The following is a 14821-nucleotide window of genomic DNA, read 5'->3' on the forward strand; positions in this document are numbered from 1 at the left end:
TGTGCCGCTTCCCCTCAGATGATCCCGCGCGCGGCAAGGTCGGCCAGCTGGGTTTCGCCAAGCCCGAGCAGCCCGCCGTAGATCTCGGCATTGTGCTGGCCGACGATCGACGGTGCCGGGGTGCGCACGCTGCTCGGCGTAGCGGAGAGGCGCGGCACGACGTTCTGCATCTTGAGCTTGCCGAAGCGTTCGGTCTCGACCTCGATGATCGCCTCGCGCGCCTGGAAGTGCGGATCGGCGAGCATTTCCGGCGCGCGGTAAACCTTGCCCGCCGGGATCGAGTGCTTGATCATCAGCGCATCGACTTCCTCGATGGTGAGGGTCTTCGTCCACTCGTTGATGAGCGCATCGAGTTCGAGCTGGTTGGTGCCACGCGCCACGTGGGTGGCATAGCGCGGGTCGGTCGCCAGTTCGGGCCGGCCCATGGCTTCGGCCAGCCGCGCGAAGATCGCGTCCTTGTTGGCACCGATCATGAAGTCGCCGTCGCTGCACTTGTAGACGTTGGACGGCGCGATGCCGGGCAGGAACGAGCCCGAGCGTTCGCGGATGATCCCCGAATGGTCGTATTCCGGGATCACGCTTTCCATGACCTGCAGGACCGCTTCGTAAAGGGCGGTGTCGATGACCTGCCCCTTGCCGGTCGAGCTGCGCGAATGCAGCGCGGCGAGCACGCCCATGCAGCCATAGGTCGCGGTCAGCGTATCGCCGATCGAAATGCCCATGCGGCTCGGCGGACGGTCCGGTTCGCCGACGATGTAGCGCCAGCCGCCCATCGCCTCGCCGATCCCGCCGAAGCCGGCCCGGTCCGAATAGGGCCCGGTCTGCCCATAGCCCGACATGCGCGCGATGATCAGGCCCGGATTGATCGCGTGCAGCGCATCAGGGCCGAGGCCCCACTTTTCCAGCGTGCCCGGCTTGAAGTTCTCGACCATTACGTCGGCCGTGGCGAGCAGCCGGCGCACCAGCTCCTGGCCCTCGGCCACCCGCAAGTTGGCCGAAACCGACTTCTTGTTGCGCGCAATGACTTCCCAGTTGACCTTGTCATCGCCCAGCCCCCAGTCGCGCATCGGATCGCCCGCACCCGGCGGCTCGACCTTGATCACGTCCGCGCCCATGTCGCCAAGAAGCTGCCCGCAGAACGGACCCGCCAGCAACTGACCGAGTTCGACCACCCGGATGCCCTTCAGAGCACCCTCGTTCGCCACTGCCCCAGCCATGGCTTACTCCGCTGCCTGCGCCGTCTGCCAAACAGGCTGGACGGGAGCGGGAAGGCCGGTTTCTGCCTCGCAATTGGCGCGCAAGGTTTCGATATCCGGGCCGAAGTTGAACAGGCCGAGCGGCGGACGTTCGGCGCGCAGCTTGACGCGCAGCGCCTCGGTTGCCGCCAGATCGACCTCGCCATTGTCGTTCGCGATCACGCCGTAGGCCTTCGCGCCTTCCGGCGTGACCAGCCCTTGCGTGATTTCCTTGCCGACGAGCGCGGGATCGCGCTCGAGCGGATCGCCCCAGCCGCCGCCGCCCCAGGTGATGAAGTGCAGCAGGTCGCCCGCCTCCACCGGATAGGCATCGACCTTGTTGCCGATGATGATCCTGCGGCCATCGGGCTTCTCCACGATCTTGCGCGCGCGGGCGCCCGGCTCGCCGCCGTTGACGCCCCAAGGCGGCACGAACCAGCGGTCGTCATGCGCCGAGATGGTGCCGTCCGCGAGGAAGCGGTAGGTCATGTTGATGCCGTTGCCGCCGCGGTGGAGGCCGGCGCCGCCGCTGTCGGGCACGGTTTCATAGTTCTCGATCAGCAGCGGAAAATAGCGCTCGAGGAACTCGTTCGGCACGTTGGTGAAGCCCGGCCACAGCGAGTGCCCGTCCGGCCCGTCGCCCATCGGACGGCCCGGAATGCCGCCGAAGCCGATCTGGAACAGCTGGAACCATTCGCCCTTGGCATCAAGGCCCGAGTAGAACAGGTGCGGGCTCGACGAGAAGCCGGCGGCGTTGAGGAACTCCGGTGTCTTCTGGCCCAGCAGGCCGCCAAGGATGTCGAAGATGCGGCCCAGCGCATGGGTGCGGCCCGAGAGCGCGGCGGGGAACTTCGGCTTGAGCAGCGAGCCTTCCGGAATGCGCACGTCGATGAGATCGTAGAATCCGTCGTTGAACAGGATCTGCGGGTCGAACACCATGATCATGTAGATGCCGAAGAACATGCGGAACATGTTCTCGTTGAGCAGGAAATTGATCGAGTACTGGCTCTGCGGGTCGGTGCCGTCGAAATCGAGGATCACTTTCTCGCCTTCGCGCCACATCGTGCATTTGATCTTGAACGGCCCGGCGCCCATGCCATCATCGCAGATATAGTCCTCGAAGCTCACCGGATCCTCGGCGATCGCCATGCCGATCAGTGCTTTCATCGCGCGGTGGTTGCGCGCCAGCAGCTCTTCGGTGGCGGAAACGTAGACGTCCTCGCCGAAGCGTTCGGCCATCTCGATCACGCGGCGCGCGGCGACGCGGCATGAGGCGATCAGCGCGTTGAGGTCCGCCTGGCACCAGTCCGGCTTGCGCGTCTGGTGCATGACGAGCTTTATCAGGTCTTCGTTGTACTCGCCCTTCTTCCAGATCTTGACCGGCGGAATGCGCACGCCCTCCTCGAAGATCGAGCGCGAATCGATCGGCATCGAGCCGACCACCTTGCCGCCGATATCCGCCTGGTGGCCGAACATCGCGGTGTAGCCGATCAGGCGGCCGTTCTTGAACACAGGCAGCAGGACCAGCCAGTCGTTCGAGTGGCTGATTGCGCCGCCGACCGAATAGGGGTCGGACAGGAAGATCATGTCGCCGTCTTCGAGCGTGCCTTCGTAGCCCTCGAGGAAGCCGCCGATGAAGCTGCCGAACTGGCCGACGATCATGCGCCCGGCATGGTCCGCGATCAGCGGAAAGGCGTCGCCCTGCTCGCGGATGCCTGGCGACATCGCGGTGCGCTTGAGCGTGGCGTCCATTTCATTGCGCGCGTTGCGGAGCGCGTTCTCGATGATGTCGAGCGTGACCGGATCGATTACCAGCTTCTCGAAGGGCGCAGGATTGGTCTGGATGATGGTTGCGGGCATGGGCTCTTGCCTCCTCTCAGGCCAGGTTGATCAGGATGTTGCCGACACGGTCAACAACCGCAACACAGCCGGTCTCGATCAGGGTCGTGGAATCCATTTCGATGACGATGGCGGGGCCGGGGATCACGTCGCCCTGGCGCAGCTTCGCGCGGTCATAGATGACGGCCGCCTGCTCCTTGCCATCCATCCACAGCGTGTGGTCGCGCATCTTCGCCGCGATGGGATTGCCATCGCCCTTGGGCAGTTCGGCAGCCGGCAGGTCGAGCGCCTGGCCCAGCGCGACCGCGCGCAGGTTCACGATCTCGTGCGGCGTATCCATGTTGAAGGTGAACAGGCGCAGGTGCTCTTCGTCGAAGCGCTTGATGATGCCGTCGATGCCGTCGCGCTCCAGCACTTCGGCTGTGATCGTGAGCGGCACTTCGAAGGCCTGCCCGGCGTAGCGCACGTCCACTTCGAACTCGCTTTCGATGCTCGCGTCGGCAAGCCCGTCGGCGCGCAGTTCGGCGCGGGTCTGCTCTGCCATGTCCTTCAGGACCGCGATCAGCTCGGCCGCATCGGTCTGCGTGGCAAGGCGCGAGAACGAACGCGCGGTTTCGGTGCGCATCCGCGTCGTCGCATCGCCAAGTGCGCACAGCACGCCCGGCGAGACCGGAGAGACCGCCGGCCAGCTGCTCATCAGGCGGGCCACGGCATTCACGTGGAGCGGCCCTGCGCCGCCGAAGCCCATCAGCGCGAAGTGGCGCGGATCATAGCCCTGCTGCACCGAAATCATCCGCAGCGCGCCGAACATGTTCTCGTTGACGATGTCGATGATGCCGCGCGCGGCGGCCATCAGGTCGATCCCCAGCGCATCGGCGATGGTCTGCACCGCGCGCTTGGCGCCTTCGCGGTCGAGCTTGAAGCTGCCGCCGAGGAGATTTTCCGGCAGATAGCCGAGCACGACATTGGCGTCGGTCACCGTCGGCAGTTCGCCGCCCTTGCCGTAGGCGACCGGCCCCGGCACCGCGCCTGCGGACTGCGGCCCGACACGCAGCGCCTTGGTGAGTTCGGGGACATAGGCGATCGAGCCGCCACCGGCGCCAACCGTCTTCACGTCGAGCGCCGAGGCGCGGACCGAGAGGTGGCCGACTTCGGTCGTGCGCTGGCGGCGCGGCTCGAGGTTCTCGATCAGCGCGACGTCGGTCGAAGTGCCGCCGACGTCGAGCGTCAGGATATTGCGGATACCGGCATTCTTGCCGACCCACAGCGCGCCCGTCACGCCGCCGGCAGGGCCGGACATCAGGATGTTGACCGGCTGCTCCTCGGCCTTCTGGGCCGACATCAGGCCGCCATCCGACCGCAGCAGCGAGAGCTTGCCGTTCATGCCGGAGGTGGCCAGCTTGTCGCGCAGGCTGCGGACATAGCGGCCGACAACCGGGCGCACCGCGGCGTTGGCCACGGTGGTCAGCGTGCGTTCGTACTCCTGCATTTCGGGCAAGACTTCGTGGCTCAATGAGACGGGGATGTCCTGCATCATCTCGCGCGCCATTTCGCCGATGCGGGCTTCGTGGCTGCCGTTCACGTAGGCGTTGATCAGCGAGACAGTGATCGCCTCGACGCCCTGGTCCTTGAGCTTGAGCAGCGCCGTCCTGACGCTGGCTTCATCGAGCGGGCGCACTTCCTTGCCTGCGGCATCCATGCGGCCGCCGACCGTCACGGTATCCTCCAGCGCGGCGAGCGGTGTCGGCTTGGGCCAGATGATCCAGCCCGCAAGGCCGCCCGGCACATAGGAGCGCGCGATCTGCAGCACATGGCGATAGCCATCGGTGGTGATCAGGCCGACGCGTGCGCCTTTGCCTTCAAGCACCGCGTTCGTCGCGACCGTCGTGCCGTGAAGGAAGTATTCGATCTCCTTGGGATCGACCGACGCCTTCTCGCAGATCGCGGTGACGCCGGTGAGGATGCCTTCCGAGCTGTCGTGCGGGGTGGACGGCGTCTTGTGGCGCCAGAAGGCGCCGGTCGTCTCGTCGAACAACAGCAGGTCGGTGAACGTGCCGCCGACATCAACCCCCAAACGGTAACCCATCTATGCGTCCTTTGTTTGCTGCTGCGGGAATCGCGGCGCCTGCGCCACCATGCCCGGCAATTTCCGACCGATGATTCCTGTGAGCCAGGCACTGCTCTCGATCAGCTGATCAAGGTCCATGCCTGTCGAAATGTGCGCGCGCTCCAGCATGTAGACGACGTCTTCGCTGGAGACGTTGCCAGCCGCGCCGGGCGCGAACGGACAGCCGCCGAGGCCGCCGAGCGCGGCGTCGACAACAGTCGCGCCGGCGGTGACCGCCGCCCAGACATTGGCGAGGCCCGTGCCGCGCGTGTTGTGGAAATGCACCCGCACCGGCAGCGGATCGATGGCAGCGCGCACTGCCGCCACCAGCCGCGATACGTGCCCCGGATCGGCAACGCCGATGGTATCCGCGAGGGCGACCTCAACCGGCTCTGCTTCCGCAAGCCGGCGCGCCATCTCCACCACACGCGCCTCGTCCACCTCGCCCTCGAAAGGGCAGCCGAACGACGCACCGATCGTCGCCTGCGCGGTCAACCCCGCATCGCGGGCCTTGCTGATGATCGCCTTGGCGGCATCGACCGAATCGTCGCTGGTCTGGCCCTGGTTGGCGATGGCGAACTTGTCTGTGGCCACGGCCACTGCGCCAAGCTGGTCAATCCTGCCGGTCGCAATCGCCCGGTCGGCCCCGCGCGCATTCATGACGAGGCCGATGAAGGTGACGCCTGCCCTTTCGGGCAAGGCGGCGCAGACCGCCTCGGCGTCCGCCATCTGCGGAACTCGCGTGGGGTTCACGAAACTGGTCACTTCGATTCGCCGGGCACCGGCCGCTATCGAACGCGCAATCAGTTCGAGTTTGTCGGCGGTCGAAACCACCGTCCGCTCGTTCTGAAGGCCATCCCGCGGACCGACCTCGACGAACTCTATGCTTGTTGATCCCATCTTTCGAGCATCGCAGTTTTGCATACAAAATCAAGAGGGCTCACCCGCCGCCCCCATTCTTTGCGACTATTCAGCAGCTTGCGACATATCCGGTATCCGCTGGTCGATATGCGCGTTGGCATAGGTGTGGAACGCGCGGCGGATATGGGAAACCATCACCGCTTCCGCCCATGCCGGATCGCGCTGCTCGAACGCGGCAACGAGCTCGCCGTGCTGGCGATGCGAGCGCTTGAGATCGTCGAAAGAGTAGTTGCGGGCCGTACGATGCACGATCGGCCGCTCAATGATCCGCGCCAGCATGCTGGTCAGTTCAGCCGATGCGGAGGCTTCCAGAATTACGCTGTGAAACAGATGGTTGTGCTCGACAAACTGCTGCGTGTCGGGCGTCGGCGCGTTGATTGCCTCGCCAATTGCGGCGTGATGCGTCTTCAGCCGCTCGATCTGGCTGCGGCTGATGCGTGTGGCTGCGCGGCGTGCGGCGCGGCTTTCGAGCAGGCCGCGCAGTTCAAAAACCTCCTCGACATCCTCCAGCGACCAGTCCGCAACGAAGCTGCGCTGCGTGTCGCTGCGGCGGATGAGCAGTTCAGCCTCGAGACGGCCCAGCGCTTCGCGAATCGGGGTGCGTGAAACTCCGCATTGCTCCGCCAGCGCCTCTTCGCCGATCTTTGCCCCAGAGGGCAGGTCGCCGGACAGGATCATGTCGCGGATCATCACGTAAGCTCGATCGGACGCGCGCGACATTCTTTATTACTCCTGCTTGACCGAGTGTCATTGTATACATTAGGTTCGTACACAATCGCAACAGGCCGGGGTGCATCGTCGCGTGACCGAACATCGCATCAAAGTCATCGTTCCGATCCCGATGGACGAAGCCGGCGTCGCCAACCGCGCTGCCCAGCTTGCGCCCGATGTGATTGCTCCAGGGTTCAGCCCCGAATTCGTCGCCGTCAAGTGGGGCGCCGCGCTCGGCGACTCCTACCACGACACGATGCTGATGGATTGGACTGTCTTCCAGGCCGGGATCGATGCCGAGGCGGAAGGCTACTCGGCAGTGGTGATCGATACGGTCAGCGACTCAGGACTGCGCGCGCTGCGCTCGCGTCTCTCGATCCCCGTGGTCGGCCCCGGCGAGTGTGCCTTTCACGCGGCCATGATGCTCGGCAAGAAGTTCTGCGTGCTGACGATGTGGGACGAATGGTTCCCGCTCTATGAGAAGACGCTGACCGAATACGGCTTCTGGCCTCGCTGCTCCGGCCTGCGTTCGATCAAGACGCGTCCTGACCTCGCCGAACTGCTCGATGGCAAGGAAGAGGTGGTTTTTGCCAAGCTCAAGGCCGAGGCCGAAGCAGCGATGGCCGAAGACGGCGCGGACGTGATCGTGCTCGGCTCGACGACGATGCACCAGTCCGCGCACTGGCTCGCGCAGAACCTGCCGATTCCGGTGATCAATCCGGGGCTGATTGCCTACAAGCAGGCCGAACTGCTGGTCCAGCTCGGACTGTCGCACAGCAAGAAGGCGTTCCCGGCTCCGCAGGTAGGCAATGACGCAGGCATTCGCAGAGGGAGCGCCTGAGACAGTTATCAGACATTAATAATTATTGAAATTCAGGGATATATAAGGGGGTAAACATGAGGAAGACCAAGTATCTGATCCTGAGCTCGGTTGCCATATCCGTGCTTGCGCCAGTGTCTGTCCATGCCCAGGAAGCGCCGCAGGCGGCCGCTCCCTCGGATGAGATCGTCGTCACGGCACGGCGCGAGGACGAGAAGCTCAAGGATGTGCCGGCCTCGGTCACCGTCATCACCGCAGCCGCGATCGCCAATACGGGTGCGCGCGTCGCGGCAGACTATGTCCAGCTGACACCGGGCGTCACCATCGTCTCCGGCGTGGTTGAGGCTGGCGATACCCAGATCGCGATCCGCGGCATCAACGGCGCCCGCGACGGTGAGAACAACGTCGCGCTCGTCGTCGACGGCGTGCTCAAGTCGAACACCGCGCTGCTGGCGCAGGATCAGGGCGCGCTGACCCAGATCGAAATCCTGAAGGGGCCCCAGGGCGCGTACTACGGCCGCAGCGCGGTTGCCGGCGCGATCGTGATCGCCACCAAGAAGCCCGGTGACAAGCTCGAGGTCTCGGGCCGGGCATCGGCTGCCAACAACAACACTTTCGCTGGTGCGGCCGTCGTCAGCGGACCGCTGGGTTCGAACCTTGGCTTCGTGGTCAACGGTGAATATGCCACCACCGACGGCTTCTACCGCGACATTTTCCAGACCAGCCCGCTCTACGCCAGCACCTATCCCAATCAGCCCAAGGGCATCGGCGCTTCGGTTGACGACAACCAGCGCTGGAACATCAACGGCCGCCTGCTCTACACGCCAAGCAGCGACACCGAGATCGACCTCAAGGCGCGCTACAGCAAGCTGAAGGGCGCGGCGATCGCGTTCAACGCGATCTTCCAGCTGCCGGGCCTCGCCGCCGCCTTCAATGCGCCGGTTTTCAACATCGACGCGAACAAGCACCAGTTCGTCTTCGCCCGCAACATCAACCCGGAAAACAACCAGTCGTCGTTTGAAACCTCGGTCCGCCTGTCGCAGACCCTGACCGATGCGATCAAGCTGACCGGCTACGTCTCGTACAGCAACACGAAGAACGACTTCTACGCCGACGGCACCAGCGGCACCTTCGGGTTCTTCAATAACGAAAGCACCTGCATCGCAACCGCTGCGGCGCTCAAGGGCTTCCCGGTTCAGGCGCCGTTCGGGGTCGATCTCGGCAACCCGGCCGTCTTCCTCAATCCCTATTCGCCGGTCACCTGCGACGGTTCGCAGTATCAGCGGCGCAACCAAAGGGACATTTCGGCCGAAGTGCGCCTTGCCGGCGATGCAGGCAGCGGTCTGAACTGGTCGCTGGGCAGCTACTATCTCAACATCGATCGCTTCAACTGCAACAACCTTGGCGTCGACACCGGCCAGGGCGTGATCCGCGAGTGCTACACCACCGATCCTCGCAACCGGACCGAAGCGCTGGCCGAGGATACGTTCAAGACCAACGTCTACGCGTTCTTCGGCTCGCTCGAGTACAAGCCGACCGACAAGCTGAAGCTCAGCTTTGCCGGCCGCTACGACATCGAGCAGCGCGAAACCGAAAACGGCATTCCGGCCGGCCGCCTGACGCGCTGGGTTGGCAACGTGCTTACCGGTAACCCGAACGGCACCGCGACCACGCCGGCCAACTACTACCTCAACCCCGGTCTCGATCCGGCCTACAACCCCAGCGGCGTGCTTGCCCCGCGCAAGCAGACCTACAAGCACTTCCAGCCGAAGATCTCGATCAGCTACGCGGCGACCGACAACGTCAACCTGTTCGCCAACTGGGGCATCGGCTTCAAGACGGGCGGCTTCAACAACGCCGGTTCGGCCGCGATCGTGAACGGCTTCTTCAACGCGGGTATCGGCGCGGGCCTGACGATCTTCGACGACTACAAGAAGGAAATCTCGAGCGCCTGGGAAGCCGGTGTGAAGGGCACGATCGTACCGGGCGTGAACTTCGAACTGGCGGGCTACATCACCAATGTCCGCAATTCGCAGTTCTTCGAATTCTTCGTCGGCCCGTTCGGTCTGCTCCGCGTCGTCTCCAACATCGACAAGGTGACCTTCAAGGGCGTCGAAGGTTCGTTCAACGCGCGCATCGCGAAGGGCTTCACCGTGTTTGGTTCAGCCAACTACACCGACAGCGAGATCAAGAAGAACTCGGCTCGTCCCTACACGGTGGGCAACGACGCTCCGGCGACGTCGAAGTACACCGTCAACCTCGGCGCCCAGTATGACGGTCCGATCACCGACAGCCTCGGCCTGCTGCTGCGCGCCGACTATCGCCTGACCGGTCCGACCTACTTCCACACCGTCCAGAACAACAATGTGCCGACCATCTTCGGTCTGGGCGCGAACTACACCAACAGCCGCCGCGATGCTTACGGCATCCTCAACCTGCGTGGCGGTCTGAAGGGTGATCACTGGTCGCTGGTGGCGTTCGCCAACAACGTGACCAAGAAGCGCTACCTTCAGGAAGTGATCGTCGCGCCGGAATTTGGCGGCGCGTTCGTCGCTCCGGGTGCGCTGCGCACCATCGGCGTCGAAGGGACGTTCAAGTTCTGAACTGAACCGTCAGCCTGAAACAGAACCGGGCCATGCAGCGCTGCATGGCCCGGTTTTTTTGTGCCCCTTGCAGAGCGCGCGGCGGCAGTTTCAGAGCGCGACGGTCAGGCCGCCGTCCACCACGATCGTCTGCCCGGTCACGTAGCTCGCCTTGTCGGACAAGAGGAAGGCGATCACTTCACCGATTTCCGAAGCATGTCCGGCCCGGCGCAGCGGCACCGTTGTTTCGGCCGCGGCCAGCCCCTCCGGCCCCAGCGAGTTCTCTTCGGAAAGAATCTGGGCCGTGCGGATGAAGCCCGGTGCGACGGCATTGACCCGCACATTTGCCTTGGCAAGTTCGCAGGCCGCCGCCTTGACCATGCCGGTGATCCCGGCCTTGGCGGCGGAATAGTGCCAGTGATCGTCCCAACCGACCACTGCGCCGGCAATGGAGGAAACGCAGACGATCGCGCCTTGCTGCCGCGCGCTCATAGCCGGGGCGGCAGCGCGGATCAGGCGCAGCTGGCCCTTGAGGTTTACGTTCAGGACTTCGTCCCACTTCCCGTCCGTCAGGATCGGATAGGCGGCTCGCGGCGCGATCCCGGCATTGGCGACGAGCGCCGAAAGCGCGCCGAACCGCGCATCGATATCGGCAATCACGGCATCGCACGCTTCGGTATCGCCGACATCGAGCGTGACATGTTCGGCCGAGCCGCCTGCTGCCCGGATCTCCTCGGCCACAGCCTCGCCTTCTGCCTTCAGAATGTCGCTCACGATCACATGATAGCCCTCGCGCCCGAGGATTTTTGCTGTCGCCGCGCCGATGCCGATTCCGGCGCCGGATACCAATGCTGCTCGCATGTGAAACATCCTTTCAAACTGCATTTTGCTGACGTTTTTGCCGCCCGGCAGGATGCATCCCAAGAGATCAAGCGACAAGGCTACTTCGGGAACTTTGGCGAGAAATGTGCACAAAGATTGCCGAGTAATTGGATTTGAGCTTGCGGATCATCAAACCTAGTATACATTTTTGCGAGTAAAGCGAGGGAGATGAGCATGGCGGCGATTCCTCAGGATCAAGCGGGCGAAGGTAGCAGCGGCGGTCCTTCCGCCGACGGCGCGACGATTGAGCAGCTCCGGCAAATTCTTGGCCGCGACAATGTCCTGCTCGATGATGCCAGCCGCGCCTTCTACTCTCAGGACCTCAGCTTTCGCCCGCATGAAGTCGCTGCGATGGTGCTCCAGCCAGCCAGCGTCGAAGCGCTCGCCGATGCAGTGGGCGTTGCCACACGTGCCGGTTTCGCGGTGGTCCCGCGCGGCGGTGGGATGAGCTATACCAGCGGCTATACGCCCGAACGCGCGCGCAGCGTGCTGATCGACATACGCAAGATGAACCGCGTGATCGAGATCAATGCCGACGACATGTACGTGATCGTCGAAACCGGCTGCACCTGGAAGGAACTGCACGAGGCGCTCGCGCCGCACGGCGTGCGCACACCCTATTGGGGGCCGCTGTCCGGCGCCTATGCCACGGTCGGCGGCGCGCTATCGCAGAACAGCCTGTTCCACGGGTCCGGCACCGGCGGCACGGCAGCGCAGACAGTGATTGGGCTCAAGGTCGTGCTCGCCGATGGCAGCGTGCTGACCACGGGCAGTTGGGCGCACAAGAATTCGAGCCCGTTCTGGCGCCATTTCGGCCCCGACGTGACCGGGCTGTTCACCGCCGATACCGGCGCGATGGGCGTGAAGGCGGTCGCGGCGCTGCGGCTGGTGCGCACGGCGGGCCACACCGGCTACCTCTCGTACAAGTTCGATACGCTCGAGGCGATGCTCGCAGCGCAAGTGCGCATCGCGCGGCTTGGCATCGCGTCCGAATGCTATGGCTTCGATCCCTATTACAACGCCGGATTCGAAAATCAGGGCATCACCTTCGAGGAAGGGCTCTCGCTCGTCGGCAAGATTGCGCGCAAGGGTGGTCTCAAGGGCCTGAAGAACGCGGCGCGCGTTGCGCTGGGCGGCAAGAAGATTCTCCGCAACGTGCCCTATTCGCTGCATATGACACTCGATGCGCTCACCGAGGTTGTGGCGGCCGAGCATACCGATCTGGCTGCCGAGATTTGCGCCGATGAAGGCGGCACCGAAATGGCCAATTCGATCCCGACCGTCTTCCGCAACGCGCCGTTCGGCGGCGTGCGGACGATCCTCCTGGGCTCGCAGGGCGAGATCTGGATCCCGGTGCACGGCTACTTCCCGCTTTCGCGCGCCATTCCGGCGGCGCAGGCGACCGAGCGCTTCCTCGCGGAGCGCAAGCCGCTGATGGAGCAGTGGAGCATCAAGACCAGCTACCTCACATGCTTCTCTGGCCCGGAATTCGTGATCGAGCCCAGCTTCTACTGGCACGATCAGCTCGGAGAATTCCGCCTTTCGCTGATCGAGCCTGAGTTTGCCGAGAAGTGGCGCGACATTCCCGCCGACGAAGCGCGCCGGGCGGTCGCGCTCGGCCTGCGCGACGAATTGCGCGACCTCTTCGATGAACTCGGCGGGCTGCATCTGCAGATCGGGAAGTACTACCCCTACCGCGAGATCATGAACAACGAGGCGCTGGGCGAGCTGGTCGCACGTGTCAAGGCCGTGGTGGACCCGGATCGCCTGATGAACCCCGGAGCGCTCGGGCTATAACGGCTGCAAGAAAGAGGCATCGGAGCGATTGGCATGAAATTCGGTGTTTTCCTCCCCAACGGCAGCAACGGCTATATCCCGTCGAAGGGCAGCCCGGTCTATCTGCCGACCTACCAGCACAACAAGGCCATTTCGCAGGAAGCCGAGCGCCTGGGGCTCGACTTCGTGCTGTCGATGATGAAGTTCAAAGGCTTCGGCGGCGAGACCGGCTATTGGGACGCCTGCCTCGAAAGCTTCACGCTGATGGCGGCGCTTGCGGCTGATACCAAGACCATCGGGCTGTTCCCAAGTGTGACACTGTTGAGCGCGCATCCGCCCGTGGTCGCGCGGATGATCTCGACCATCGACGACATCAGCGAAGGGCGCTGCGGGCTCAACATCGTCACCGGTTGGAACAAGCCCGAATACACGCAGATGGGCCTGTGGCGCGGGGATGAGTACTTCGACCGCCGCTACGACTACGCGCGCGAATACCTGACGGTCCTCAAGGATCTGTGGCGCACCGGCGAGACCTCGTTCAAGGGCGAGTTCTTCTCGCTCGATGGATGCAGCGTCTATCCACAGCCGGGCCGCGAAATCCCTATCGTCTGCGCCGGGCAAAGCCCCAAGGGTATCGCCTTCACTGCCGAGATGGGCGACCAGAACTTCGTTATCGCGCATCCCGAAGCGCTCAAGTCGATCGTCGCCAACGTGCATGCAGCCGCTGCAGCGCATGGCCGCAAGGTGGGCACTTACGCGCTGATGCACATGATCGTCGCGCGCACCGATGCCGAGGCCAAGGCGCAGGCGGATACGATCATCGCGGGAGCGGACCACGGCGCCATTGCCAACATCATGGCTAGCGCGGCGATGGACACCAACGCCGGCGGCATTGCCGAGCGCCTCAAATCCGGGCTCTCGCTTGGTCTTGAAGAAGGCAACATGGCCTTCATGGGCATTCCCGTCCTGGCGGGCAGCCCGGAGACGCTTGCCCTCCGCATCGACGAGATCGCAGAGGAGACCGGCATCGACGGCATGCTGTTCAGCTGGCCCGATTTCGTCGGCGGGATCACCGATTTCGGCGAGCGGGTCATGCCGCTGCTCAAATGCAGGAACTGACGAAATGAGCGAAGCGGGCGTGCGCAAGAGCTTCGTGGATACGAGCGGCGGGCAAATCCATGTCCGCAGCATGGCGGCCGACAGCGGTGTGCCCGTGGTATTCTTCCACCAGACCGCGAGCTCGGGCCAGATGTGGCTCAAGACCATGCAGCGGCTGAAGGGCGAATGGCCGATGCATGCGCTCGACACGCCCGGCTTCGGCGGCTCGTTCGACGTGCCCGAGGATCACTATCCCTCGATGACCGAATATGTCGGCTGGCTCGGCGAAGCGGTGCGCGCGCTGGGCATCACGAAGTGCCATGTCGTCGGCCATCATACCGGTTCGTGCATCGGGGTGGAGCTTGCCGCGCGCCAGCCGGACCTTGTCGCCTCGCTGACTATGATCGGGCCGGTGCCGCTGACCACCGAGGAGCGAGTCGAGTTTTCCAAATACTATGGCGTGCCTTTCTCGCCGGTGGTCTCTGGCAGCTATCTGCTCGAGAACTGGGAATACCTGCGCCAGCTGGGTGCCCATGCCGATCCGCAGCTGATCCACCGCGAAATGTGCGATCAGATGCGCGCCTACATCGGCCGCGTGAAGAGTTACAGTGCGGTGTGGGGGCAGGATTTCCCCTCGTTCTACAAGGCGATCAAGGTGCCGATGATGATCGCCGCCGCACCGGACGACGTGCTGCATCCCTATCTCGGCCGCGCCGCCGAAATGCGCCCTGATGCGCGGGTGCTGCCGATCGACGGCGCCAACTTCGAACCCGACCTTGACGCTGACAATTTTGCCGCTGGACTGGCGTCGTTTTTGCGGGAAGTCTCGGTTTAGCGTTGTTTTCGAACC

General features: G+C 64.0%; 11 protein-coding genes. 5 read left to right on the forward strand and 6 right to left on the reverse strand.

The genetic code is table 11. The annotated features are described in order from the left end of the window. Positions 1-14 precede the first annotated feature (14 nt). The 5 genes from IP83_RS14620 to IP83_RS14640 form a co-directional block, all read right to left on the reverse strand. Positions 15-1217 (reverse strand): CaiB/BaiF CoA-transferase family protein, encoded by a 1203-nt coding sequence (locus IP83_RS14620; protein ID WP_054122961.1) that lies wholly within the window; start codon positions 1215-1217, stop codon positions 15-17. A 3-nt stretch (positions 1218-1220) separates the two neighbouring features. Then, positions 1221-3095: a hydantoinase B/oxoprolinase family protein gene (locus IP83_RS14625; protein WP_054122962.1), complete on the reverse strand. Its 1875-nt coding sequence runs from the start codon at positions 3093-3095 to the stop codon at positions 1221-1223. A 16-nt stretch (positions 3096-3111) separates the two neighbouring features. Continuing rightward, positions 3112-5160 carry a hydantoinase/oxoprolinase family protein gene (locus IP83_RS14630; RefSeq protein WP_054122963.1) on the reverse strand — a complete coding sequence of 683 codons (2049 nt, stop codon included), beginning with the start codon at positions 5158-5160 and terminating at the stop codon, positions 3112-3114. After that, complete coding sequence (locus IP83_RS14635) at positions 5161-6081, reverse strand: hydroxymethylglutaryl-CoA lyase (protein ID WP_054122964.1); 921 nt, start codon at positions 6079-6081, stop codon at positions 5161-5163. A gap of 66 nt (positions 6082-6147) precedes the next feature. Beyond that, positions 6148-6822, reverse strand: coding sequence for a GntR family transcriptional regulator (locus tag IP83_RS14640; RefSeq protein ID WP_054122965.1), 675 nt, complete (start codon positions 6820-6822; stop codon positions 6148-6150). 82 nt (positions 6823-6904) lie between these two features. On the opposite strand from IP83_RS14640, the gene IP83_RS14645 reads away from it, so the two are divergent. Beyond that, entirely contained in the window at positions 6905-7654 is a 750-nt protein-coding gene (locus IP83_RS14645) for an aspartate/glutamate racemase family protein (RefSeq protein ID WP_231625063.1), read from the forward strand. Between the two features lie 56 nt (positions 7655-7710). Continuing rightward, positions 7711-10236 carry a TonB-dependent receptor gene (locus IP83_RS14650; protein ID WP_082364726.1) on the forward strand — a complete coding sequence of 842 codons (2526 nt, stop codon included), beginning with the start codon at positions 7711-7713 and terminating at the stop codon, positions 10234-10236. A gap of 90 nt (positions 10237-10326) precedes the next feature. Here IP83_RS14650 and IP83_RS14655 read toward each other — a convergent pair whose 3' ends face one another. Next, positions 10327-11076 carry an SDR family NAD(P)-dependent oxidoreductase gene (locus tag IP83_RS14655; protein ID WP_143146839.1) on the reverse strand — a complete coding sequence of 250 codons (750 nt, stop codon included), beginning with the start codon at positions 11074-11076 and terminating at the stop codon, positions 10327-10329. Between the two features lie 195 nt (positions 11077-11271). Between IP83_RS14655 and IP83_RS14660 the strand changes: the two genes are divergently transcribed. The 3 genes from IP83_RS14660 to IP83_RS14670 are packed head-to-tail and all read left to right on the forward strand — an operon-like array spanning position 11272 to position 14806. Beyond that, positions 11272-12894: an FAD-binding oxidoreductase gene (locus tag IP83_RS14660; protein WP_197274385.1), complete on the forward strand. Its 1623-nt coding sequence runs from the start codon at positions 11272-11274 to the stop codon at positions 12892-12894. Positions 12895-12927: 33 nt separating this feature from the next. Continuing rightward, positions 12928-13992: an LLM class flavin-dependent oxidoreductase gene (locus IP83_RS14665; protein WP_054122967.1), complete on the forward strand. Its 1065-nt coding sequence runs from the start codon at positions 12928-12930 to the stop codon at positions 13990-13992. Between the two features lie 4 nt (positions 13993-13996). Further along, the gene (locus IP83_RS14670; protein WP_054122968.1) at positions 13997-14806 is read left to right on the forward strand and encodes an alpha/beta fold hydrolase; all 810 of its coding nucleotides are present in this window, start codon (positions 13997-13999) and stop codon (positions 14804-14806) included. Positions 14807-14821: the final 15 nt, after the last annotated feature.

The sequence above is a fragment of the Novosphingobium sp. AAP93 genome (assembly GCF_001296055.1).
Taxonomy (GTDB): domain Bacteria; phylum Pseudomonadota; class Alphaproteobacteria; order Sphingomonadales; family Sphingomonadaceae; genus Novosphingobium.

Coding starts and splice junctions, on each gene's coding strand:
- IP83_RS14620 (WP_054122961.1), bottom strand. CDS start 1,217: ATGGCTGGGGCAGTGGCGAACGAGGGTGCTCTGAAGGGCATCCGGGTG.
- IP83_RS14625 (WP_054122962.1), bottom strand. CDS start 3,095: ATGCCCGCAACCATCATCCAGACCAATCCTGCGCCCTTCGAGAAGCTG.
- IP83_RS14630 (WP_054122963.1), bottom strand. CDS start 5,160: ATGGGTTACCGTTTGGGGGTTGATGTCGGCGGCACGTTCACCGACCTG.
- IP83_RS14635 (WP_054122964.1), bottom strand. CDS start 6,081: ATGGGATCAACAAGCATAGAGTTCGTCGAGGTCGGTCCGCGGGATGGC.
- IP83_RS14640 (WP_054122965.1), bottom strand. CDS start 6,822: ATGTCGCGCGCGTCCGATCGAGCTTACGTGATGATCCGCGACATGATC.
- IP83_RS14650 (WP_082364726.1), top strand. CDS start 7,711: ATGAGGAAGACCAAGTATCTGATCCTGAGCTCGGTTGCCATATCCGTG.
- IP83_RS14655 (WP_143146839.1), bottom strand. CDS start 11,076: ATGCGAGCAGCATTGGTATCCGGCGCCGGAATCGGCATCGGCGCGGCG.
- IP83_RS14660 (WP_197274385.1), top strand. CDS start 11,272: ATGGCGGCGATTCCTCAGGATCAAGCGGGCGAAGGTAGCAGCGGCGGT.
- IP83_RS14665 (WP_054122967.1), top strand. CDS start 12,928: ATGAAATTCGGTGTTTTCCTCCCCAACGGCAGCAACGGCTATATCCCG.
- IP83_RS14670 (WP_054122968.1), top strand. CDS start 13,997: ATGAGCGAAGCGGGCGTGCGCAAGAGCTTCGTGGATACGAGCGGCGGG.